This window comes from Telmatobacter sp. DSM 110680 (assembly GCF_039994875.1).
Lineage (GTDB): Bacteria > Acidobacteriota > Terriglobia > Terriglobales > Acidobacteriaceae > Telmatobacter.
Genome location: NZ_CP121196.1, coordinates 5,749,500 through 5,773,650 on the forward strand (window position 1 = coordinate 5,749,500; position 24,151 = coordinate 5,773,650).

Sequence of the window (24,151 nt, forward strand, 5' to 3'; positions counted from 1 at the left end):
GTTTTGGAAGGAAATAGGCGGGTCAGAGACCCCAAGTGAGGCCGACGGCCAAGAGCCCCGCGGCTGCCATATTCAAGCCACATGTAGGTTTCACATGGGCCTGAAGATGACCCGACTCAAACCACTCAATCGCAATGACATGTTCACCAACCTCACTTACGTGCTTCCATTCGTAAGGTCTTGTGGTTTACTGCGAAACCACCATATTGGAGGTTGAGCTCAGCGTTAGCGGAATCTGTTTTATGAACGGGATGTTCAATGGATAGCTCAAGCTGACAGCCACGCTAACCATGTTTCCGGGGTCCTTTGTTCCGGAGCAAGGCTGTGCGGACCAGGTCGTCACACCGGAGGTCGTCGTCGCAGTGCACCAGGTTGCGGATGCGGTCAAGCTACCGGAATAGGGGAACCCTAGGCTCCGCACATAGGTCTGAATATCCGCAGACGAGGCTCCGCAATGGTCCAGATTCGGGGTGTTCGTGGAACACTGCGATCCGCGTACGATGGCCCATCTCGCCCCTTCCCGCGCTGCATCGTTCACGTAGTTATATGCATATAACGCAATCGAAACCTGAAAAATCCCAAACAGCATGGCAAGCAAAAGCGAGCTTACAAGGGCCATCTCCACGAGTGCCGAGCCTTGGTCGCGCCATGCATGTTGCAGCACCCACTCCACGAGATTCCCGCTGGGCTGCGCTTTCTTCGACTTCACGCGATTCCGAGAATATCTGAGCATCAACTCACCTTCCAGTTCTAGCAATTCAGGCATTTCTGCACCGTGGTGTGGCTCAGCGTGAACGTAGTGGGAAGTGCCTTGATCTGGATACCGGGCGAGAATGTGATGGAACTCGTCACGTTCAAAATGGTCTCAATGTGATCGCCTGAATTCGTCTGACAATCGGTGTTTTTGCAAGTCGGCCCCGCTGCATTGCTGGTTCCGGTGCACGATGCGCCGCTCGAACACATACCCGAAATCAAAACAGTCGTAGTCACACCATTGAGGCCAGAAGCTTCGATCGCCGCAGCCTTCTGGATACCGCCATTCTGAGCACTACTGTTGTCGTAGTCCGCAGCCGTAGTTGAATTCTGAGCTCCATATTGCGCAGCGGCTCTTGAAGCGTTGGTGATTTCGATGGACGTGTAAGCAATGCGTGCCAGTTCCACCGAGCCCGCAAGAAGCAGCGTCAGCACCGGCATCGTCAGCGCAAACTCCACCAGCGCTCCACCACTGTCATGGCCTCGCCACTTTTTGAGAGTTGCAAATATTCCAAACCAATTGCGTGCCACTTGGGTTCCTCCTATTCCACCAGGGTGATGACCGTGAAAGGCGTTGTGGTGGGGTTGGCTGGGCTGTAGTTGTTGATGTAAAGATCAGAAGCTTTGACGAAAAGCCCGTCAGCGATCAGGCCAGTGGCGTAAACGGCTCCGGCATTATCCTGCAATTCCACATATGCGGCTGGCGCGTAAACGATCCCGTCGAATACTGAGCCGCTCGATCCACGCTGAATCAGCAGGCACGGGTCAACAGGACTCGCCGGGCAATGGACTCCACCAGTTGTATTGGTGCTTGGCTGCATCAGGGCTATCGAGTTGTAAGTCCCTGAAGTCGGCGCATAAATAGTGAGGGCGGCATTGCCCTGGCTCAGGCTTCCACCGGCCACATCCAGCACGGCGCTGATAGTCTTCGAGGGATCGAACGGACCATTGGTTGGCGGCGTCCCGTTGTATGAGCCGAAGCTCACGGCGCCATTCAGCGTCACGCCGTGCTCAAAGACATATAAAACACCATCCCCTTGGACGCCCGCTAACGCAACGCCGTCGTCGATCGTCACGCCGCCTGCGTTCGTGAAGCAAACAACATTGTTACTCGAAGACCCGTTGACTGAAGCTTCCTTGATCTTGGTGCTGCCGCTCGTCGTCGATACCGTGACCTCGCTTTGAGAAATCGAAGAAGTGCAGCCTGTGGAAGGTATACCCGGTAGATTGAGTGGAATCGGAGGAGTGATCGGCGAAACACCGGTATGAGTTTTGTTGGGATCGAGACTGGACGCTCCCGAATCCGGACCCACAATGTTCAGGCTGGCAGCATCCACAGCTGTATTGCCATTGCCTTCCACTGCGGTTGACGATTTCGAATTCACGTAGACACCGCAGTTGACGGCATGAATCGTGCCATTGCCCTTCATGAAGAGGGCATCCGACATCGAAGAATCCATCAGGTAAACACAGTCCGTGCTGATTCCACGAGACGCCGCCACGGCCCGCGCGCTTATCTTCACGCTTGAGAACCCGAACAGGGACATGAATGCCGTGGGGTTTGGCTGAGTAACGATCGCCTCGGTGAAGGTGGTGCTCGTGTTCGGTCCTAGCTGCGGCGGGGTATTGATGCAGATATTTGTCCCGCTGAGACCGGTGCAGGTGCTGGCGGTGTTGCACGTACCCGAAATGCCATTTGAAGTAGCGGCCGCGCAACCCATCGTCTTAGCCGACGACGCCGAGCCGTAATAGTAGTAGTCCAGCGCCCCCGCAGTGGCCGCCGCGTCTGCTGCGCTCTGGAGATTGCGCTTGGCACGGAACAATAAGCCGACATCAATCGCCAGGCCCATGAAACCGAACAGAGCCGCCATTAGGAATGCCGTAAATACCAGAGCCTGTCCGCTCTCAACGCCTCTGCCGTTCGCGTTGAGCTTCCCCGCAAGCGCACGAAAGGCTAATCCAGACTGAAGCTTCAGTGATTTTAGATGTCCGTTTAGGAAGCCCTCGGTCCCGGTAACCCCGTTATTCGCGAGAGTTCTACAGTCCTTTGTTTTCCCACGCTCATCAAGTCCCATCGAAAACCTCCAGGTGGACTTTGATCGACGCCGCTAAGGCGCGATTTGCGCTGTCGGACTTTCGCGGCCTCAACGCCGGCTAAAAATTCGGCAGTACACCAAGCGTCGCCAACTGTCGGAAGGGATTAATGGCTATTACCGGGACATAGTACCGGCATCGGTGGAAAACGCCTGATGCAGACACTTTCTGCTCTTCGCGCGCGCCAGACAATGCCACTAACGGGTTAATTACTTAACGGGTTACGACAAGTGCTTGTCAGGCACGTGAAATCAACGAGTTGTGGGTACGTAGGGAACGTTACCCTGACCATCTCGTCGACATGTCAGAAAAGAGAAGGGATCGGGGTGGTGCGGACAAGGGGCGCCGGATATTAACGCCAAAAGCAGGACTTGAATAGCAGCGCTCGCGATCTGGCCACGACGCCGCAACGCACCGTCATTGCTTACTGGGATATGGTCATCTGCGAGGTACTCGTGAGAGTAAACGTGTGAGAGGGCACCCCTGGGACACTGAGGGTGTATGGGTAATTGATTGTGACTTGAACGATGTCTCCGGGAACGTTGTTAGTGTTTGTGGTGGAAGTAGTGCATGTCGTCGTCGCGCTTCCTGGGGCCGAGGCAAGATATGCCACGCAAACGTCTGCAGCGGTGATGCTAATTCCGGGAAAGTTCAGACTGGCAACATAGTTCTGAACATTGGCCACGCTAGCAACGCATCCCGAGGAGCTGTATGAAGAACAAGGGACGTCCCAGCCCCCTCCGCGGACAATTGCATAACGGGTGCCCTCATGAGCGGCATTAGCCAAAAAATGATACGAATACACCGCCAAAGTACCCTCAAACACGCCGAAAATAAGCGAGCTCAACAGCACAAAGGAAATTGCGGTCTCGACTAGGGACCCACCCTGTTCGTCGTGCCACAGACGCCTCAAACTGCTCAATAGGAGCGCGTTCTTATGCAGTCGAATTGTGCCTGGAATTCTCAATTTGGGAGCACCCTCATTTCAGAATATCCGTGGATCGTGTAGGAACCCGGCAGAGAAGTCACATTGAAAATAGGATTGATCGTTGCCTGGGTGGAGACAGTAACGTAGCTCACCACGCGATACGTGGTTGTGCCGCTCGTCCCGCTGCAGGCCACGATTGTTGGATCGGTGCAGGCAACGGTCCCACTGCTTGGGGAATACGTTGGAGTGCTGCCGGTCGCAAGTGCCTCACAAACGCAGCCGGTGCCTGGTGTCACCGCGAGACTGCCCAGATCAGGAGCGTCATTTTTTGCTTCCTGAATGATCGAATTGGTTGCTGCAGAGTTGCCCGAGTTCGTGCTACCGTAGGACGCCCCGGCGCGCGCCGCGTTCTGCACTTCAATGGCGAAATGTGCGACCCGTCCCAATTCAAATGCGCCGGTCAGCAGGAGCAGGAATAGCGGCGCCGCCAAAGCCACCTCCACCAGTGCCGACCCGCTACTGTCACTGAATCTAAGCTTCATCGCACTCACTCCTCAAACGAACAATTTCACGAACAGCTCGATCAGTACACGAGCCCGATTCTTGCAACGGGCGAATAGGATGGGCTGTAACCATTTATGGTGATGGTTGCCGATTGCGCGCAGAAATTGCCGATAATAACGTCATTGTTCATGGTTGTATTTGAACCCTGGTCCTGAACAAACAGCTGCATATACGGTGCGTAGATAACTCCATTCAACGTGGTGCTGCTGCTGCCGAAATTGAGATATATTTCACCAGGGTTGCCGTAGTTGTTCCCCTTACCGTGCGAACAGGTATAAGTGCCGTTATTGTTGCTGCCATCGCTCGGCGCGTCGATCAGGATTCCGCAAAACGGGTTCGTGCTTAGCAGACAGCTCGTCTGATAGCCGGGAGGACTGAGGGACAGGGTTCCGTTATTGGCGAAGTCAAACGGAGTATTGCCAGCCAGATAGAGCGTGACACTGGCCCCCGTCACGTTGCCGCTGATGGTCGGTCCGTTCCCGCTATTCACAGCACCGTCGAAGACATAAATCGTGTTCGCCTGCAAGGTGCCGCTGAGAGTGCCATTGAGCGCGCCGTTGGTCCCGCTGGTATTCCCGTCATAGATGCAGCTCATGCCAGTGGCGGAGGCAGGCGCGGTGCAAGTATGGTGGACGGTGTCGATCGTCGGTTGATTCGCTGCCTGCTGAAGCTGAGGTAGGGGATCGTTCGTGGGAGGAGCATTCTGCACCTCCGTTCCGGTAATGCTGGAGCTGCCTTGGTTCTGAATAGTGCCCGACGCGGCGACGTATTTGGCGTCGATGTTTGCGTGTCCTCCCATGTCCACGTTGCCATTGATGGTTACGCCGCAACTCGTCCCGAAGACTTCGGAACTTCCACCCATCGTCCCTGCGGGATCGGCATAGTTGCCGCCATTCTGAACATCGAAACAGCCTGAGGCCTGAAGCTGATCTGAAGCAATCGCTGCGGCGGTGACATTGATGGTCGGAAAATGGAAGAGGCTCATGAAGAACGTGGGCGTGTTGAACGTCACAATAGCCTGAACGTAACCAGCACTATTAAAACCTGAAACACCAATATTCGGGCTTACTGAAAGAGCCAGAGTGACGCCGTTCGCGGAATTGAGTACACCGCTCGCCGACCCCGGAGCGTAGCCATTCAATGTGGCGTCTTTCGCGGCCGCATTCCACATCCCCGTGGTTACGGTCGAAGGAGTGCCCTCATACAAGGCTTCAAACGCTCCAGCAATTGCTGCGCTGTCGGCGACTGACTGCGCGATTCTCTTCTGGCGCAGCATGACTCCGGCGTCCGTTGCGAGAGCCATGAAGCCGAGCAGCACGGTCATGCTCAGCGCTGTTAAGACCAGGGCTTGCCCTCCTTCGTTTCGCGCGGATCGCAAGCCGTTCTTGAAGGCCGTCATTGCCGGGACGTGTTCACTCTGGCCACGGAACCATTTCATTGAAGACCTCCATTGCACAATTGATTCGATTATCTGGAGAAGGCAGGCCCGAATGCATCACTTCTGGATGCATGATTATCGAATCTGGCGGGGCCGAAAGCAACGGAAATATGCAGAATAGCCGCTACTTACGGGCCTCTTGCGGTAACTCTTCGAGTGGAGAAAGTCATACCGACGAAGGTTACCTGTGTCTCGCCTAAGCCGGCAGAATTCTGCTATTCCCACGCAGGACTTGAAGTTAGCGCCGGCATCGCGTTAGCTACTTCCCGTCAGGTCTCCAGCGCAAAATCGGTTTGCGCGCGGCCTGAACTTCATCCAGCCGCGAAACTCGGGTCGAGTGCGGGGCCGTCTTCACCAATTCCGGGGTTTCCTCCACTTCCTTCGCAATCGAACGCATCGCGTTGATAAACAGATCCAGTTCTTCCAGCGACTCGCTCTCCGTGGGCTCGATCATCAATGCACCGTGCACGATCAGGGGAAAGCTCACCGTATAGGGATGGAACCCATAATCGATCAGCCGCTTGCCGATGTCGCCCGTCTTCACGCCCTTCACCGCCTGCCGCTTATCGCTGAAAACCACCTCGTGCATCGACGGCGTTTTGTACGGCAGCTCATAAAGGTCTTCGAGGTTCTTACGGATGTAGTTAGCGTTCAACACCGCGTCTTCCGTGGTCTGCCGCAACCCATCAGGTCCGTTGGCGAGAATGTAAGCCAGCGCGCGGATAAACATCCCAGTGTTTCCGTAAAAAGCGCGCACCCTGCCCACCGATTGCGGCCGATCATAGTTCCAGGACTTCGCCCCATTCTTGTCTTGGACCAGTACCGGTGTGGGCAAAAACGGCTCAAGAAACTTCTTGCAGGCCACCGGACCAGACCCCGGACCACCGCCGCCATGCGGAGTCGAAAATGTCTTGTGCAGGTTCAGGTGCATCACGTCCACGCCGAAGTCGCCTGGCCGCACCTTGCCCACCAGCGCATTCATGTTGGCGCCATCCATATACAGCAATGCGCCCTTGGCGTGCAGGATGTCGGCGATCTTGTGGATCTCGTTTTCAAAAACGCCGAGCGTCGAAGGATTGGTGAGCATCAGCGCAGCCGTATCTTCGTCCACTTGGCGCGCCAGCGCCTCTAGATCGATGCCGCCTTCCGCATTCGACTTCAGATTCTCCACCTGGTAGCCGCAGATGGCTGCGGTCGCCGGATTCGTTCCATGCGCCGAGTCCGGAATGATGATTTTGCGTCGCGCGTTTCCCTGCGACTCATGCCATGCGCGCACCAGCAGGATGCCCGTGAATTCGCCGTGAGCGCCCGCAGCAGGCTGCAGCGTGATGCTGTCCATGCCCGTGATCTCGATCAGGCAGCGCTGCAGCAGGTCGATGATTTCGAGCACGCCCTGCGCCAGCGATTCGGGCCGATAGGGATGCGCCTCGGCTAGTCCTTCAATGCGCGACACAAATTCGTTCACGCGCGGGTTGTACTTCATCGTGCAAGAACCCAGCGGATACATTCCCAGATCGATCGCATAATTCCATGTGGAAAGCCGCGTGAAGTGGCGGATGATTTCAATCTCGCTCAACTCGGGCAGCAGTCCCGCTGTTTTGCGGTGAGCATCGCCCAGCAGCGCTGCCGCGTCCACTTCCGGCACGTCCAGTGGCGGAAGCTTATATGCCTTCTTGCCGGGAGACGACTTCTCGAACACCAGCCCCTCATTCTGTGTCTGGTGCGGACGAACCTTGCCAATGCTGCGATTGATCTGCGTCTCTGTTGTTGCCATCTCTATGCCTCCACCGGCGCAGCAGCCAGAACCTTCGCCGCGTGGTCAATCGTTCCGCGCGCTACCACTTCCGTTGCGCACCACAACGTTGCGTTCTTCAGTTCCGGATACCACCGGCCAAGATCAATCCCACCGACAATCTTTTCGTCCAGCAGCCGTTGGCTCCATTGCGCGGGCGTTTCCTGCGTTTGCAAAACAAATTCATGAAAGCGCGGCGCTCCGTTGAACAGCAGTTTCACCCCAGGCTGTTCGCTCAGTGTCTTCGCGGCGTAGGCGGACTTCGCCAGGTTATGCTCGGCCAGTTCCCGAATGCCTTCCTTGCCATACACCGTCAGGAATATCGTCGCCATCAGCGCGACCAATGCCTGGTTCGTACAGATATTCGAAGTCGCCTTCTCGCGACGAATGTGTTGCTCGCGCGTCGACAGCGTCAGCACGAATCCACGATTGCCATTGCCATCCACCGTCTGCCCAGCAAGTCGCCCCGGCATCTGCCGCAGGAACTGCTCCTTGGCCGCGATCACGCCGCAGAACGGACCGCCATAGCTCAGGGCGACACCGAACGACTGCGCTTCCATACTCACAATGTCAGCTTCGACCGGCGGTCGTACTACGCCCAGCGACACCGCCTCGGCAATCGACACGATCAGCAGCGCGCCCTTCTTGTGCGCAATCTCCGCGATCGCCGGAATGTCTTCAATGACTCCGAAGAAATTCGGACTCTGCACCAGAACTGCGGCGGTCTCCTGCGTAACCGCGGCTTCCAGAGCTTCAAGATCAACGCGCCCCGTCTCGCCAACGTAACCGATGTCCGTCGTAGGCAGATCGCGAAACTGCAAATACGTGTGCAGCACTTCGCGATACTCCGGATGCACGGTTCTTGCGACGACCGCCTTCTGTCGCCCTGTGACGCGCATCGCCATCAGCACCGCTTCCGCCGCGCCCGTCGATCCGTCATACATGCTGGCGTTCGCCACATCCATGCCGGTGAGTTCGGCGATCATGGTCTGAAACTCGAAGATCGCCTGCAGCGTTCCCTGCGTGATCTCCGGCTGATACGGGGTGTAGCTCGTAAGAAATTCGCCGCGCTGCACCAGCGCGTCGATGATCACCGGCCGGTAATGCCGGTAGCATCCTGCGCCTAAGAAGCTCGCGTAATCAGTGGCATTCTTATTCGCCGCGCTTTTGAAGTAGTCAATGATCTCGCTCTCGGCCTGCTGGCGCGGTACATCAAGATCGCGCGTAAGTCGATATTCCGCCGGAATAATAGCGAACAGATCATCGATAGCTTGAGCGCCGATAGCCTTGAGCATCTGCTCACGCTCGGCGGGAGATTTCGGTAGGTAGCGCATGTCAGCGTTTAGCCTCCAGCTTCTAGCTCCTAGCTAAAAGCGGATGAATCGAACCAGTGGAATTTCCGAGATTCGTGCCTCTCGAAGTTGATGCTGCCGCGGATCTGAGCGAAAGAGCTAGAAGCTAAGAGCTAGTAGCTGGCAACTGGTTTACGTTCCCGTCTCTTCCGAAACAAACTTCTCATAAGCCGCGGCGTCCAGCAGCTTTTCGTATTCCGACGTATCCGATAGCTCGACCTTGATGATCCAAGTCTCGTGCGGCGCTTCGTTGATCTTGTCTGGGGAGGTCTTCAGCTCCTCGTTCACCGCCGTCACCGTACCAGTTACAGGCGAGTAGAGATCGCTCACAGCCTTTACGCTCTCAACTGATCCGAACGATGCATTCGCGTTGATCGAATCGCCCACCTTGGGAACATCCACATAAACAATGTCTCCCAGGGAGTTTTGCGCGTAATCTGTGATGCCGACAGTGCCGATCTTGCCATCGAGCGCGATCCACTCATGCTCACGGGTGTACCGGTAGTTTGTGGGATAAGCCATAGAAGAACATGCTCCTTTCGGAAAGCAAATGAAGCTACAGTGTACGACCTCGGCGTGGTGCCCGGGCTGTGAGGAAAAGCAGGCATTTGCGCCATCAAAATAGGCGATCGGTTGTATTGCAGATTACTTCGCCGGCCCGAACCCGGCATAAGGTTCGAGCGGAACGAAAGCGACAATCTCCAGCATTCCCGCCTTGAAGATGGGCAGGCTCTCGCAAGCGCCACGTACCTCGGCCTCGCTCGCCGCTTCCCAAACGATTGCGGCACCCGACGCGTCTCCCCTGCGCCATACCTGCCGAAGGATCCCCATCATGTAAAGCTCTTTGACGCGCAGTCCTTCCTGCGCAATCAGCTCTGGTGTGAACGCTTCAGCCGGAAACGCATCGGTGCGACGTCGCGAAAGAGTCAAAAATTGCATAGTTGAATTGTACGAAAAGGGTCAACCCGGTTTGACCCGCAAGGCCGGCTAGCGAGCTGTTTAGGCGGCGCTGGTCTGTGGAGCGGCCGTCAGACGCCGGAAATCCATCAGCATCTTCCCGCGCCAGATCACGATCATCCCGAAAGCCAGTATGAAAAAGACGCCCGCAGTCTGCTGCGGCGTCAGGATCGTGTCGAAATAACCTCGCGCCAGGATGCGTATGGCCGCCAGCACGAGGATGACGACAAGGAACGCGCTCGATCGCCTCATCCGCACTGTCTCCCCCTGCATTTCCAGCCGCGTTGTCAGCAGCAGAGGCCACGCCAGCACCATAGCGCCAATCAGAAACGCAATCGCCGCCCACGTCCATGGGACGCGAAATGCCGAGTCCGCAAACATCGAGAACCCGGTCGCCATGCCCAGCGGTGGAATGATGATCTTGCGCAATGACACAGCGCTCCGCGCCTCGCGCAAACGCCACATGATCACCACAATCGCACCCGCGCCCGCAGCCAGGAACGACCCGGCAGCTTTCGCAAAGAATGGGGGGATCGGGGGAAGCGCGACCATGGTTCTATCTTATTGGATTCCGCATTTCCGCGCGATAGCTGCCCTCCGGTCTACGGCACCTATTTCTCAGCCTTTTGGGCGATCTTCAACTTGATCAGTTGCTTATCCAGGGACTTCCCGTATGCCTTCTCCGTGTCTTGCATGAACTGCTCGCTGAAGCCCGAGTTATTCTCAAGCCGCGTAAACACCAGAATTTCACCCGTCTTCGCGTCAGCCATGGTCAAAATCAACGTTGCACCCGAGGCCGATGCGCCCCCAAACAGCGCTCCCATCGCTTTCTTGCCACCGGTCAACACCTGCCCTTCGCCTTCCACAAAAACCAGCACATCCGACTTCGCGGCACAGGGAAGCAAAGCGACCTGGTCTCCCAACGTAAAGCGGGACTTGCCAATATCTTTAGGTTTTCTGTTCAGCTTGGAGGCAATATCGTCGTATTTCTGTGAGATCTGCAGCACTACCTGCTGTAGCTCGTCGTCCGAAGCGCCGCTAGAACCTCCACTCATGGCCGGCAGCAGTCCAACTCCACCGGACTTCAGATGAAGCTCGACCAGCTTCTGCAGGTTGGTACTCCATTCATCAGACTGCTTCGCCATACCTTCCGAACCCTTAACGCCAAGCTTCGAGACCTTGCCCTCCGCGGTCATCATGCAAGCACTGTGAATCACGAACTCGCCGGACTTTACCTTGGGATGTTCGTACGACCAGGACGCTGTGCTGGCGCCAATTGAAACGCTGCTTACCGTAACAAGGAATGCAAGAAGTATCCATTGACTCACTTTCATCACTTCGCTCCTTCCAATAGAACGGCTTCCAATGAATCCAAGCAATGCCGGTGCGGGCGCATCGCGAGCCTGAGTTACTTTGCTGGGGAGGTGAGATCGTTCAGCTTCTGAACATTCGCGAGGCGCCGCTCAACACGAAGATGGTCGAGGCTCGTGCCTGCGACGATATCGAGAAAGTGCCGGTATACGGCGGCTGCTTCGGGATATCTTCCCTGCTCTTCATACAGGAACCCCAGGTCGCGATAGGTATCGGCGTAGTTAGGGTTGCTCTGCGCAACGGCAAGATAGAGCTTTTCCGCCTGCGCTTGATTCTCCTTGAGCGCAGCCTGTCCCTCTGGCTTCTCGGCTAATCTCTTTTGCTCCTCTTGCTCCGTGCGGCTGAAAAAATTCTTCCGGTCTTCCGATTTGCCATGACGCGTAAGCTCTTCCTCCGATAAGGTCGTCGTCTTCGCGCCGAGTGCACGATACGCGTCACCCAGAAGCAACTGGTACTTTGGCTCTTCAGGAAAAGCATTGACCAGCCGTTGCGCGCAACGCACCGCCGATCGCGCGCGGCGGCCATTGATGTCAGCGGTGACGTTGTATGAAATCGCCGGTGCCACTTGAAGCAGGTAGTCTTTCTCCGCAGCCTGCCGTGCACCCGTCACAGGATGAGCGGTAGCAAAGTCGAGAGCAAATTTCCGCCTCTCCGCCAGCTTGGGATGATCGTGGTAGAAGCTGTCGAATGGCTCAAACTCATATCGCGAACCCTGGTCCAGCAATTCAAATGATCGCGCCATCGCCCCGGGATCGTAAGACGCGGCAACCATCGCAGATAAGCCCGCGGTGTCGGCCTCCTGTTCCTTCTCCCGCGAATAGCCGTACACCGAAGCAATCAGGATCTGGCTGGTCACAGCGGCACCAAGTTGGGCTGCGGCGCCGAAGAGCTGAACACCGGACGAAACGCCGGGACCGCCCGGTGCAACGGAAGCTACAGCGTTAATGATGTTGATGGTCAGTACCTTCTTCCGCATGCTGCGGTTTTCCAGATACAGGTGCCGGTTGAAGGTATGCGTCACCTCGTGGCCAAGTACGCCCGCCAGTTCAGCTTCATTCTCCAATAAAGAGAGCAATCCTGTGGTCACGTAGACTGTGCCATTAGGTTCGGCGAATGCATTCTGCATGGGATCGCGAAGAACCAGGCAACGAAACTGCACTTTCTCCGGTGTGGGCCGTTCGGCGATGACACGCTTGCACACGGAGTCCATGTAAGCCTGAAGGTCAGGGTTTTCGAAAATGAGCCCCTTTTTGGCGACCTGCCTATCTACTTCATTGATGTCGTCAAGAAGCTGAAGATCGATCTTTGTGAAGTTGAATCCAGAATTGGGCGAGTTCTGCTCCTGCGCCTGAACGACAGCGCCAGCGAAAAGCGACATCAGAAGCAGGAAAAGCAGGAGAACTGAACGGCTGCCGGCTTGCGAACGCATGCGCCACCTCGGTTTGAGCATTGAGGTAAATGGCCCACGGGGAAGCGCCAGAAATATACACCTGCGTCCACTGCCCGGCAAGTGACGAGATGAGGGCAATCCCTATTTTTCTAAGAACTTCCCGTGTCCGCCGTTGACCCACGGATTGTATTGCTCCGCAAACTTGGCGCGGTTCTGCACCGACGGATGGCTGTACGACCAGAACTCCACAAACGCATTTGGATTGGGATCGTCGAGCCACGCCTCGCCCAGGTGGTTGAACGACGATACCGCCGTCTTCTGCGGATCCGCCACCAGGCCGTGAATCGCCTCCTGCCCGTAGACATCAGCCTCATGCTCAAAGTGACGGCTGAACGTGTTGCCCACCGGCGTCAGGACAAATCCCGCAATCGAAAGCGCAAAAAACAGTGTGAGAAACCCCGCACGGCTTCCAACTCCCACAACCTTCCATCTTTCCCCGAAGCGCCGCACTATCGCCTGCGCCAGCTTTGCGCTCCCCCAGAAAACAAAAAACAGCCCCCCCATCATGCCCGCCAGCATTTTAGGAATATGGTTCAGCACATAATGTCCGCTCTCGTGGCCGAAGATGAACACGATCTCGTCGTCCGGCATCCGGTCGGTTGTCGTATCCCACATGACAAAGCGCTTGCTCGATCCGATCCCGGTAACGTACGCGTTGATCCCATTGCTCTTTTCGCTGGCCTTCATCAAGAACATGCGCTCCGGCGGAACAGAAGTTCCCGTCCGAGCCACCAGCGCTTCCAGCCTGGTCACGAGCACAGGATGCGTCTTCCCTAGCGGCTCGAACTTGTTGAACAGCGGATCAATGATGAGAGGCGCTACAAACACCGAAAGCACAATCAGCGGCAGTGAGATCACCCACAACCAAACCCAGTAGCGAAGCGGCGATTTGCGGACAATCCAGTTGAAGAAAAGCGCGATCGGCACGCCCATCACAAGTGAAACCGCCATTCCTTTCCCCTGGTCTCCGAACCAGCTTGCCCAGCTCTGCACGCTGATCCCGTAACGCAAACTGGCCGCGTGCCCGATGGCATCGACTGGAAGGCCGGCAGCACTTAAGAAAACGATCAATATCGCAAAGAATGCCAGCCCCTGAACCCAGCGTCGCTTCAGCCTTTCCGCCGTCCACGCGTCTAACCGCGTAGCAGTTCCGGATGCAAGCAGCCAAAACAGCACAAGCAAGCTCCACAGCGAACCGGCAATGTCCAGCGTTACGCGGATCTTGTTCAACGCAACCGCCTGTGCCAGTTTGTCCGGCGGCAAAGAGTAGGCTTGCTCGGAATGCGGTTCGACCCGGCTCGAGATTCGGCTCGATGCAGAGCTGGAAACCGGGATCGGCTGGCTTTGAGGCGCGGAAGGCGCTTGTCCGGCGACTGATCCGGAACTGAACATGAACAGAATCGTTACAGTACCTGCGATCATCAGACGCTGCACAATTGCCACGAGGTTTTCCTTTTGAGACCCAGGAATTTGAGACAATCAAGTTTACCGATGTCCTCTGAGACGTACCAACGAATACCTCGAATCCTATTTGTCGAGCGGCCGAAAGTGGTCGGCACGATGAAGACTATGCTGCTGGGGGCTCTGCTCTGCTTCACCCTTGCGGCTACCAGCGCAACCGGCCAGCGAAAAGCAGCCACGCATCCCGCCGCCATCAAAGACGCCGGCCAAGCATCGCCCGTCCTGCTCGACACAATGAGCGGCGAATTGCAGCGCGCCTTCACATCGCTAGGCAAGCCCGGCCCAAACCAAAAAGACGCCGACAAGCAACTTCCGCCATACTTCCTCAGCTATTCCGTGGCTGACGCCTCTTCCGTCTCCATCCGTGCCCAATTCGGTGCCCTGGCTGACAGCAACAGCAATCACGTCCGCGTAGCTGACGTGCAAGTGCGCATCGGCGACCCCAAGCTCGACAACACCCACGGTACCCATCGCGCCTCCGCCGTCAATAGCCTTCAGTTGCCATTGACCGATGATCGTGTTGCCCTCGCGCGCACTCTCTGGCTGGCCACCAATGCCGGATATGGCACCGCGCTTGACAACTTCCTTCGCGTCAAGACAGAGGCCCAGGTCCGTGCCAAAGAGGAAGACACCTCGCCCGACTTCAGCAAGGAGTCCCCTGAGGTGTCGATCACCAAAGCGGCACCGCAGATCGTGATTGACCGCGCCGCATGGGAACAGCGCATAAAGTCCCTCAGCCGCGTCTTTCGCGATTATCCCGATGTCTACCAGAACATCGCGATGCTCACCGTGCAGAACGAAACCGACTACTACGCATCCTCTGAAGGCTCACGCGTAGTCGCTCCGCATACCCAGGCGCGCGTGGTTGTCTTCGCCGTAACCCGCGCCGATGACGGCATGGACCTGTTCCGCGCCCAAACCTTTGAAGCAGAAACCGTCGATGGCCTGCCTTCGCAGGAATCGATGGAAGCGGGCGTCCGCGAATTAGGCAAGAGTCTCGAAGCCCTGCGTAAAGCCCCCGTCACCGAGCCGTTTGATGGTCCCGCGATTCTCTCTGGCCGTGCATCCGCCGTGTTCTTCCACGAAGTCCTCGGCCACCGCCTCGAAGGCCAGCGCCAGCGCGGCGACGAAGAAGGACAGACCTTCACCAAGGAACTCAACAAGCCAGTTCTACCGCCCTTCATGTCGGTCTCCGACGATCCCACCGTAACCACCTTCGGTAAGACCTGGCTAAGCGGCAGCTACACCTATGACGACGAGGGCGTGAAAGCCCGCCGCGTCGACCTCATTCAGGACGGCGTTCTCAAAACGTTTCTCATGTCCCGCCTGCCCATCGCCAGCTTTGCCGCCTCCAACGGCCATGGCCGCGCCCAGACTGGACGCATGCCCACCGGCCGTCAAGGCAACCTCATCGTCACTTCCACAAAGACCGAGTCCGAAGCTGACTTGAAAAAGCAATTGATCGAAGAAGCCAAGAAACAAGGCAAACCCTACGGCCTCTACTTCGAAGACATCTCTTCCGGATTTGCAGTCACCACGCGTAGCGCACCGCAGGCCTTTCAGGTCATCCCACTCGTGGTCTACCGCGTATATGTTGACGGCCGTCCCGATGAACTTGTTCGCGGCGTCAGCATTGTCGGTACTCCCCTCGCTGCGATGAAACGCATCGTGGCCACCAGTGACAAGCCCGAAGTCTTCAACGGCGAGTGCGGCGCGGAATCCGGCACCGTTCCCGTCAGCGCAGTCGCACCCGCCATGCTTGTCAGCGAAATTGAAACCCAGCGCCAGCAGCAAGGCACTCAGCGTCCGCCGATTCTCCCCATTCCCGGCGCCGCTGCACCCATAGCAACGAAGGAGGCACAATGAAGCCCACGCGCCGCATCGCAAATCTGTTCACCGCGGGACTTCTGTCTGCCGCCATCCTCGTGCCCCACAGCGCAACTGCACAGGCGACGCGCGCTGATGCCGAGAAGGATCCGGTCCTCAAAGCCATGCTCGACGAACTTGATCGCAGCATGGCTCACCTCCAACTCCCCGGCTTTGAAAAGCCTTATTTCATCGAATACCGCATTGAAGAAGTTCAGGACTTTGAGACCCGCGCCAGCTACGGCGCCGCCGAAGGCTCGCAGCACAGCCATGCGCGCGTAGCCCGCATCAGCGTTCGCGTAGGCGACTACAAGACTGACAACTCCGGCCCCCGCGGCGAAGGCGCACTGCAGCTGACAGCCATCGACGATGATCCGATTGCACTGCGCTCCTCCCTGTGGACCGGCACTGATCAAGCCTACAAATCCGCTCTAGCAGCGTTCGCGCAAAAACAGGCCGAACTCAAGCAGGTGCAAACACCTCCGCAGGCCGACGACTTCAGCAAGGCCAAGCCCATCATCTCGCTCGCTGATCCGGTAAAACTCTCCGTTGATGAAAAATCGTGGGAAGAACGCGTAGCCCGCGACAGCGGTGTCTATCGCAGTGATCCGGCCGTCAGCGCCGGGCAACACGATATCCAGTACTCCACTGCCTCCTTCCATGCCCGCGTCACTACGACATGGATCGTCTCCAGCGAAGGCGCGATCGTGCGCAAGATTTCAAGTAATTACTCCGAGTCCTTTGGCGTGGGGACGCAGGCTGACGACGGCATGCGACTCGACCGCTCTTACGGGACCAGTGGCGTCGCCCTCAGCGATCTCGACAACGCCGATGCTTTCAAGAAGCACGTCGTCACGCTCATTACATCTCTCGGTGAACTGCGCAAAGCTCCACTCGTAGAAGAGGAATATCACGGACCTGTGCTGCTCAGTGCCGACGCCAGCGCCGACACGCTTCACTCCCTGCTCGCCAGTGGAGTCACCGCCACACGCCCCAAGCTAGGAACGGAAGCGCGCACCAATGGACCGTTCGCTTCGAGCTACCACGCGCGCATTCTGCCGGAGTTCCTCACCGTCGTCGACGATCCAGCCCTGAAGTCATATGAAGGCAAGGATCTCGTCGGCTCCTATTCGGTCGATGATGAAGCGGTACCGGCGCAAACCGTGAAGCTGGTTGCCGAAGGCCATCTCGAAAACTACCTCATCGGCCGTACCCCGGTTCGCGATTTTCCTGAGTCGAATGGCCACGCCCGCGCAGGCGTCACTGGGCCACCGCGCCCCGTGATCGGCGTCCTCAAGGTCACAGCGCAGCAGGGGCTCACCGATGAGGAGCTGACTAAAAAGCTGCTCGGCATCGCCAAAGATCGCGGCCTCAAAAGCGTCTACTACGTTGAAACTCTGGGGGCCGAATCGACCCCGCGCCTGCTGTACCGCATCGACCTCGACGGCAAACGCACCCTCGTGCGCGGGGCCGTGCTCGACGATCTCGATCAGCGTGCCCTTCGCTCCGGTGTCGAAGCCGCAGGCAAAAATCTGTGGGTCGCCAATTACGCCACAGAGGTTCCGGAAACCGTGCTGGCCCCCGCGCTTCTCTTCAGCGACGTCACCGTAAAACGCGCTAACGAAACCAACGACAAACTCCCCTACTACCCGCCACCCGATTGAGCCTTAAAGTCCATCCATCACTCCCACCAGTTCCGACGGGATCTGCAGTTGCCTTGATGCAATCCCCCAACAAGTTGGGATCCTAAGTACAATTTGTTGCCAACTACCGAGTGGCCGACCACTCTGGACCTCGGGCTGAAATCCGATAGAATCAGGCTTCGACTTCAAGGACGAGAAAAGAGAAGCATGCAGTTCTACACGCGCCAGGAGTGCGAGGATTGGCTGACACGGCGAGAGCGAATCCGCCCTGACCAAGACAAGTCTCTCCTTGCAGAACAGTTTCACTATCCTAGGGAAGGCTACCGTTTCTTCCCGATCGCGAATGCGATCGCGCAATCAATCACCTATCGGCAGCCGACACTCCTATGGGTTACTGAATGGGGAATATGGCCTTCGAGCGAGAACTGGCAGCTCTACTACAAACTGCGGCAATCCTACGGCGATTTCCGACTCCTGCAAGATGTGCCGGGACATCTGTTTTTGGAGTACGAATCGGAGGATTTCAGCACGTTTCTGCAAGTCGCGATGTTGAGCGGTTGGGGCGGATACGTGCTGACCGCAGCTAATTATGTGAACGCATTCTTCAGCCATGACGAATACATCGAATTCTTCACTAGGACACCCGCGCACCTGTCTGAATTGCGGCAGTATTTCGCAATACCGGAGAACACTGGGAAGTCTGAGTGATTTGGCGGCCCTGCCGATCTTTGCTACCTTTTCGCCTCAAAGCGACAGTGGCCGACCACACGCTCAAGACCTATGAAATCATATGCGCGCCACTGCCTGGGTCCGAGCGAGTGTGAGCACTGTGATGTCATCCTCCTGGCCGAAACTCTGCGCAACCTGCGCAATATACTCCGCGCGGGCGATCGAAAGAGCCGCGGTGCGCTCGAACCCAAACAGTTCCCCATCTTTTCCGCGGGCCTCCACCACACCGTCGGTCATCAGTGTCAACTGCTCTCCGTTGCCGAAATCAAATCTCTCTTCGGGATAACTGCTTCCGCCGCTCAAGCCCAGCGGAAGCCCGTTTTCTATGGCGAGCTCCTTTCCGTTCACGAACGGTGCGATGTGGCCAGCGTTGGCCACGAGAATCTCTCCGTTCGCGTCGGCCCGGAGCACCAGGCATGTTGTGAACCCGCCGCGGCTTCGTGCCAACATCCGCTGGTTCATCGCGTAAAGAATTTCCGCCGGGCTCTCGACGTAATGGGCCAGCGTGCGCAGTGTTCCCACCAGCAGCGCAACGGTCATCGCCGCGGGCATGCCCTTGCCGCTCACGTCGCCAATCGCGATCACCGTGCTCCCATTTGCCAATGGAATGATCTGAAAGAAGTCGCCACCGACTTGGCCGGCCGGCTTGTAGATGCTCTCGATCCTGAAGCCGGGAATCTCTGGCACCTCCACGGGAACCAGTACCTGCTGCACTGTGCGCGCTGACTCCATCTCCCCCGCCAGTCTCTCTTCATCGCGTCGCGAGCGGGCAAAGCGCAAGGGCAAAATGGCCAGCACTGCGAGCAGCATTACCATGTCTGCCACATCCTGCGCAGAGAAGGGGAAGGGCCAACTGGCAAGACGATTGAATCGGGCGGCAAAAGGGGCGATCCAGGTCTGGCCGCTGTCTTCGAGCACCCACAGCACAATCCGCATGAACCATGTGGCGTAACAGATTGCGACTGGTGCGAGCAACATCCGCGCGTCCGGAACGCCGTTCAGCGCTGATCGGTACAGCAATAAGAGGATGCACGCAAAGTACGGCAGCAGAGTGATCCCCCAGAACGTTTCCCAGGTTCTCACGCTCGTCCAATCCAGGTTGAGAGCGGCTTCGCTTAAAACCGTCGCCACGGAAGTCCCTATGGCGCTCCAGAAAAGCCAATTCCTTTGGCCGTCCAGGATCTTGAACACAAACAGCAGAAACAGAACCCAACTGGCCGCCGACATCCAAGCATCCGCTGAAGAAAGGACGTCGGCGGGAGACGGATAAAAAAGCGGCCAATCAACGACGAGGTGGTCTGCTCCTGTAAGCAGCTCGTACAGCCCGAACCACAAATATTCGAGATCGCCGGGCCGCATCCAGAACAGGAAGAACCCCCCGAACGCCGCCACTAGATTCATAAGCATGAGCACGTTGCCTGCTGTCGCGTTCCAGAACCGGCCCCAGTTGCGCGATGCTTTCAGCCCCTGTACCGCCGCCAAAACCCCCAAGATCGGGGCGCCCTGCGGCCCTCCTCCAACGCTGGCGGCATACTTGGGTGAATGCCAGACGCGGATCGCGAACGTCACCACGCGGTCTGGGGTAGACGGACCGACAGGAATCACGAAGATGTGATCCAGGTCGTAAAAGTGCGCGCCTTGCGGCGGCATCTTTCCGGACTCGCCAATGAGCTTTCCATCGGCGAAAAGATGGTAGCTCGTGAAGATGCGCGGAATACACAGTGCCAGAGGCTCAGCGTCCTGAGGGAGGCGCACCTTAAACCGGTACCATGCAAAGCCGGAATAGCGATCGTAGCCTTGCACGCTCCAGGGCGTATCCGATCTCAGCAGCGCCCATCCCGAATCGTCAAAGCCTGGTTGCGCCCATCCTAGTGTTCCATTCGGATCATCTCCCGGATGGAAGCGCCACATCATTTCCAACTCGCTGGTCTTGTCGCGGCCAGCTTCGAAGTCAAAAACCTGGCACCACGCCTCGCTCACGCAGACGGCCAGGAGCAACGCACCAAGGAGTGTCGCGCGCATCATCGTTATCCGCGGCATTGTCCAGAAATAGTGGCACAGGGCAAAACAGCTAGGCAATCGCAAAAATCTGGGCCTGATCGTTATCAGGCAAGAAGGGGAATGAGCGCGGGCGCATCTCGCGGTCCTCCGAGCGGCCGAACAGCGCGTTGCGAGTGTCACCGGCTACTCGGAACTTGAGGCCAAATTCTTGTATTTCGATGCTGCTTTAGCAGCCCGGCCGCTGGCGGGCTCTTGTTATACAGAGTGGGGCATTCTTTGTATTCAGTTGGGGCGTATCGTTACATCAAGTGGGAGATTCGTTGTAATCCGCACTCGATCCCCGACTCCCGCATCCAATCTCTCCGAACGACTTGCGAGAAACAATCAAACTCAGGCTGTGCTGCAAGCCGTGAAACGATAAGCCGGATTCTGCCTCAGAGAAAAGGGAATCGAACGAAGCAAAATCCCGATCGCGTCTTACCGCATCCAATCTAATTAACGGCTTTGAAGAAGCGTCTTTCCTCAGCCTGCAACGAGTTGGACACTCGTTGACCAACCAATTCCACCGAGATTCACATCCTGCGGGCCAAGAGACGAGGAACATGCCGATATTGACAAAGCCGTGTAAGGGAAAACTCAGCGAACAGACACAGCAAATGCTCCGCACGCGGCAAGACAGAGCGGATTGGGGAGTATATCCCTGCGAGATTTGCGGACAGAACGTAGGTGTCTCCGAGGCAAACGGGGATTGGATTCCCGAGAGACACTGGCCTTCAGTCGTATATGCTCCCCGCAAACCTGGTACTAGCCGCTATCAGGCGAAGACCATGATGCCGGCTAAACTTCGCATGCCATCCCGTTAAGAGAGGAATGCCAATGGCGAATCCGCCCCTGGAAGTTCAGACGCGCACCACAAATGACGCATTCGGAAAGTTCGCTGCCTCGGCATCAGGATGGCTGGGATCGAAGTGGGCGTTCGCCGGTGCCGGCATGATTATCGTAATCTGGGCAGCCCTTGGGCCAATCTTCCACTTCTCTGATACCTGGCAGCTAGTCATAAATACAGGCACAACCATCGTCACATTCTTGATGGTGTTTCTAATCCAGAACACTCAGAATCGAGACGCTCGAGCAATCAATCTGAAGCTCAATGAGCTTATCCGCGCCATCGACAAGGCTCGCGATCAGATGATTGATATCGAAAATCTGAGTGACCTTGAGCTTGACGAGCTCCAATCCAAATACGAAAAAATCAGGAGCGCATGCATCCAGCGCCAACCCGTCCGCCCGCGGGGCCAAGATCTGGTTGCCGGTACAGAAACCATCACGAGCAAATGACTGCCTGATTATCAGTCCAGCCGCGTTAGATAAGCCACGCCCTCGTCGGGCTGCAGCCGCCGCGCCATCTCCTCAGCCTGCCCGCGGTCATCTCCCTGCGGCCGGATGCGCACCCAGTAGCTGCGTTCTCCTGCAAACTCGATCACCTTTGAGCCTGCATATTCGCTGAGCAGCTTCTCCTTGAATTTGAGCGCCTTGTGCTCGCTCAAAAACGGCCCAATCTGCACGCACCAGCGGCCGCCCACATCCATTGGCTTCGGCGTCTCATAAACGTCCACCCGCACGCGATCCGTGCCCGAGCGATAAATCCCAATCGACTTCGCTGACGCAATCGTCAAGTCAATAATCTTGTTTGGAACAAAGGGTCCCCGATCGCTGATGCGCATCGACGAGGCCTGACGCGTCCTCAGATTCGTCACCACGATCAGCGACCCCATCGGTAGCGTGCGATGTGCGGCCGTGAGAGCCTCGTCGCTGAACACCTGTCCATTGGCGGCTTTTCGTCCCTTATAAGGAGCGGTGTACCACGTCGCCGAGCCCTCTTCACTGTAGATCGGGCGATGACTGAGGATGAATTCCTTGTCTTCCGCCGTCACTCCGCCCTCAGGAACAGGTGTGACCGGAATACCGCCCGTGCTCGGTCGTGATGGCGCGGACGGCGTCGAAGGCCTGTAGACGGGGGGAGCCGTTGCCGTCGGCGACGGCTGCGGCTGCTTCTTGTGCCCGCAGCCAGCCAGCCCAACTCCGGCAATCAACAAAAAAGTCAGGCACGCGGAACGGCGCACGTTTGCGTGTTGAACATCCGCCATCAGGCCCGAGGGCCCTGCTGTTGCGATTTATCCATGCGATCAGCAAGATTCCGTAGCGTGTCCGACATCTTGCGCATCGCCACGATCGATTCGGAACGCACCTGCGGAATCACCTCATCATTCACATACGCGATCGCGTGGCGCAATTCCATCTCGATCAATTCCATGGCTTCTTCAATCCGGTGGCCGACTCCGGGACCCGACGGTGGTGGAGGAGGATAAGAGCTCATTCAAGAACCTCGCTTTCTAGTCTCAGTGCGGCTGCGACCCGCGTCAATGCCGTCAAAGGTGGTGATACCCCAACCTGTGCCTGCCCGGCCAACACCGGGTCCACGCGTCCAAAAACCTAAACCGCAACTCTTTTGAATTCCGAAAGTTACTTTTTCTGAACATTCTGCGTCCGACATAGTACAAGGATTGCAGTCCTGCGCTTAGCAAACACGATGGTTCGAGCCGATTGGTTCCCTGTGATCTACGACTCAGTACGCAAAAAGTTCCACGATATGAGGGCCTCCTTCTTGGCGTACGACGGGAAACCTGCATTCGCATACCGGAGAAATCTCTTCCGACAAAGCCCTCTCCTTCCATCATTGCGATCACTGGTCTCGTCATTATTTTTCCTCACGGCAAGCGCCATGGGCCTGGCCCAAATGCAACCAGTCAGCCCTGCCAGTCCGCTGCCCGACGCACCCCTTCCCGTGATTAAGCATGAGAACTCCAAGAGTGGCCCATGCCGGGTGATTCCCAAAAGCGAGTCAGCGGGAATCGCCCTCTCCGAAACCGGAACCGGGTTGATCGCCGAGCAGGCCAGCTTCCCTCCGCCTGCAGCTCAGCCACAAGTGCCGGCAGTCACCAGCGCGGGAACGATCCTCGCGCCGCTCGAGCTCCCTCCCTGCCCCCCGATGCCTCTCATCAACTTCTATCAGCGCTTCCTCAACGGCCCAGAGGTCAAACCTCTGACGCCGAAAGAAAAGGCCCGACTCGCAGTCAAAAACATCCTCGACCCCTTCAACGCCGTCACCATCCTGGCCAACGCGGCCATCGCCGTCGGCTCCGACTCCCACTCCGACTACGGTCCCGGAATGCACGGCTTCGCCAAGGTGGTGGGCGTCAGCTACAGCGAAGATATGACAGGCGAGTTCGTCGGCACGTTTCTAATTCCCTCGATCGTTCACCAGGACCCTCACTACCATCGCATGCCGCACGCCACCATCAAGCGCCGCATCTTCCACGCTGCTGCCCAGGTGTTCTGGACACAGGGTGACAACGGCAAGGGCATGTTGAACTACGCCGACCTGGTTGGCTTCCCCATCGATCTCGAAATCGCCAACCTCTACGTCCCCGGCGAAAAAACGAATCTGCCCTCCACGGCGATTCGCTACGGCAGCGGTCTCGCCCTTGCCCCCACCGACAACTTCATCACCGAATTCCTTCCCGACCTCGCCCGCCGCATCCACGTCCGCGTAGTGCTCGTTCAGGAGATCATCAACCAGGTCGCTCACACCGAGCCCGCCGGCACCCCTTAGAGGGGGTAATCAAGTGGGTAAACTATTGCAGGCGAAAGCGTTTGCAATGGCCCAGCGATCCGCACATCCTTCCCATTCA

At 57.2% G+C, this 24,151-nt stretch carries 21 protein-coding genes; 5 read left to right on the forward strand and 16 right to left on the reverse strand.

Features of this window, described 5'->3' with window-relative positions; all coding sequences use genetic code 11:
• Positions 1-187 precede the first annotated feature (187 nt).
• The 13 genes from P8935_RS23740 to P8935_RS23800 form a co-directional block, all read right to left on the reverse strand.
• A complete protein-coding gene (locus P8935_RS23740; RefSeq protein WP_348262790.1) occupies positions 188-733 on the reverse strand; it encodes a TadE family protein in 546 nt (181 codons plus the stop codon).
• A 17-nt stretch (positions 734-750) separates the two neighbouring features.
• Positions 751-1,284 (reverse strand): TadE/TadG family type IV pilus assembly protein, encoded by a 534-nt coding sequence (locus tag P8935_RS23745; protein ID WP_348262791.1) that lies wholly within the window; start codon positions 1,282-1,284, stop codon positions 751-753.
• 11 nt (positions 1,285-1,295) lie between these two features.
• Entirely contained in the window at positions 1,296-2,828 is a 1,533-nt protein-coding gene (locus P8935_RS23750) for a Tad domain-containing protein (RefSeq protein ID WP_348262792.1), read from the reverse strand.
• Positions 2,829-3,810: 982 nt separating this feature from the next.
• Positions 3,811-4,317, reverse strand: a complete 507-nt coding sequence (locus P8935_RS23755; RefSeq protein ID WP_348262793.1) for a TadE/TadG family type IV pilus assembly protein — start codon at positions 4,315-4,317, stop codon at positions 3,811-3,813.
• A gap of 41 nt (positions 4,318-4,358) precedes the next feature.
• Positions 4,359-5,777 (reverse strand): pilus assembly protein TadG-related protein, encoded by a 1,419-nt coding sequence (locus tag P8935_RS23760; RefSeq protein ID WP_348262794.1) that lies wholly within the window; start codon positions 5,775-5,777, stop codon positions 4,359-4,361.
• Between the two features lie 259 nt (positions 5,778-6,036).
• Positions 6,037-7,551, reverse strand: coding sequence for an aminomethyl-transferring glycine dehydrogenase subunit GcvPB (gene gcvPB, locus P8935_RS23765; protein WP_348262795.1), 1,515 nt, complete (start codon positions 7,549-7,551; stop codon positions 6,037-6,039).
• Positions 7,552-7,553: 2 nt separating this feature from the next.
• Positions 7,554-8,903, reverse strand: a complete 1,350-nt coding sequence (gene gcvPA, locus P8935_RS23770; RefSeq protein WP_348262796.1) for an aminomethyl-transferring glycine dehydrogenase subunit GcvPA — start codon at positions 8,901-8,903, stop codon at positions 7,554-7,556.
• Between the two features lie 150 nt (positions 8,904-9,053).
• On the reverse strand, positions 9,054-9,443 hold the full coding sequence (gene gcvH / locus P8935_RS23775) for a glycine cleavage system protein GcvH (RefSeq protein ID WP_348262797.1): 390 nt from the start codon (positions 9,441-9,443) through the stop codon (positions 9,054-9,056).
• 123 nt (positions 9,444-9,566) lie between these two features.
• On the reverse strand, positions 9,567-9,860 hold the full coding sequence (locus P8935_RS23780; protein WP_348262798.1) for a muconolactone Delta-isomerase family protein: 294 nt from the start codon (positions 9,858-9,860) through the stop codon (positions 9,567-9,569).
• Positions 9,861-9,920: 60 nt separating this feature from the next.
• A complete protein-coding gene (locus P8935_RS23785; RefSeq protein ID WP_348262799.1) occupies positions 9,921-10,430 on the reverse strand; it encodes a cytochrome c biogenesis protein CcdC in 510 nt (169 codons plus the stop codon).
• Between the two features lie 59 nt (positions 10,431-10,489).
• Entirely contained in the window at positions 10,490-11,212 is a 723-nt protein-coding gene (locus tag P8935_RS23790) for a hypothetical protein (RefSeq protein WP_348262800.1), read from the reverse strand.
• A 74-nt stretch (positions 11,213-11,286) separates the two neighbouring features.
• On the reverse strand, positions 11,287-12,678 hold the full coding sequence (locus P8935_RS23795) for a M48 family metalloprotease (RefSeq protein WP_348262801.1): 1,392 nt from the start codon (positions 12,676-12,678) through the stop codon (positions 11,287-11,289).
• Positions 12,679-12,780: 102 nt separating this feature from the next.
• On the reverse strand, positions 12,781-14,142 hold the full coding sequence (locus P8935_RS23800) for a M48 family metallopeptidase (RefSeq protein ID WP_348262802.1): 1,362 nt from the start codon (positions 14,140-14,142) through the stop codon (positions 12,781-12,783).
• A 117-nt stretch (positions 14,143-14,259) separates the two neighbouring features.
• Here P8935_RS23800 and P8935_RS23805 point away from each other — a divergent pair, with 117 nt between their 5' ends.
• The 3 genes from P8935_RS23805 to P8935_RS23815 all read left to right on the forward strand — a co-directional run bounded on the left by P8935_RS23805 (position 14,260) and on the right by P8935_RS23815 (position 18,377).
• On the forward strand, positions 14,260-16,026 hold the full coding sequence (locus P8935_RS23805) for a metallopeptidase TldD-related protein (RefSeq protein ID WP_348262803.1): 1,767 nt from the start codon (positions 14,260-14,262) through the stop codon (positions 16,024-16,026).
• Positions 16,023-17,690 (forward strand): metallopeptidase TldD-related protein, encoded by a 1,668-nt coding sequence (locus P8935_RS23810; protein ID WP_348262804.1) that lies wholly within the window; start codon positions 16,023-16,025, stop codon positions 17,688-17,690. The genes P8935_RS23805 and P8935_RS23810 overlap by 4 nt, the downstream gene beginning before the upstream one ends.
• A gap of 186 nt (positions 17,691-17,876) precedes the next feature.
• Positions 17,877-18,377, forward strand: a complete 501-nt coding sequence (locus P8935_RS23815) for a hypothetical protein (protein ID WP_348262805.1) — start codon at positions 17,877-17,879, stop codon at positions 18,375-18,377.
• Positions 18,378-18,455: 78 nt separating this feature from the next.
• On the opposite strand, the gene P8935_RS23820 is transcribed toward P8935_RS23815, so the two are convergent.
• Positions 18,456-20,423, reverse strand: coding sequence for a SpoIIE family protein phosphatase (locus P8935_RS23820; protein ID WP_348262806.1), 1,968 nt, complete (start codon positions 20,421-20,423; stop codon positions 18,456-18,458).
• Positions 20,424-21,275: 852 nt separating this feature from the next.
• Between P8935_RS23820 and P8935_RS23825 the strand changes: the two genes are divergently transcribed.
• Complete coding sequence (locus tag P8935_RS23825; protein ID WP_348262807.1) at positions 21,276-21,737, forward strand: low affinity iron permease family protein; 462 nt, start codon at positions 21,276-21,278, stop codon at positions 21,735-21,737.
• Between the two features lie 11 nt (positions 21,738-21,748).
• Here the strand turns inward: P8935_RS23825 and P8935_RS23830 are convergent, their stop codons facing one another.
• Together P8935_RS23830 and P8935_RS23835 are read right to left on the reverse strand one after the other, a co-directional pair.
• Positions 21,749-22,546 (reverse strand): septal ring lytic transglycosylase RlpA family protein, encoded by a 798-nt coding sequence (locus tag P8935_RS23830; RefSeq protein WP_348262808.1) that lies wholly within the window; start codon positions 22,544-22,546, stop codon positions 21,749-21,751.
• A complete protein-coding gene (locus P8935_RS23835) occupies positions 22,546-22,776 on the reverse strand; it encodes a hypothetical protein (protein ID WP_348262809.1) in 231 nt (76 codons plus the stop codon). The genes P8935_RS23830 and P8935_RS23835 overlap by 1 nt, the downstream gene beginning before the upstream one ends.
• 405 nt (positions 22,777-23,181) lie before the next feature.
• Here P8935_RS23835 and P8935_RS23840 point away from each other — a divergent pair, with 405 nt between their 5' ends.
• A complete protein-coding gene (locus P8935_RS23840) occupies positions 23,182-24,072 on the forward strand; it encodes a hypothetical protein (protein WP_348262810.1) in 891 nt (296 codons plus the stop codon).
• Positions 24,073-24,151: the final 79 nt, after the last annotated feature.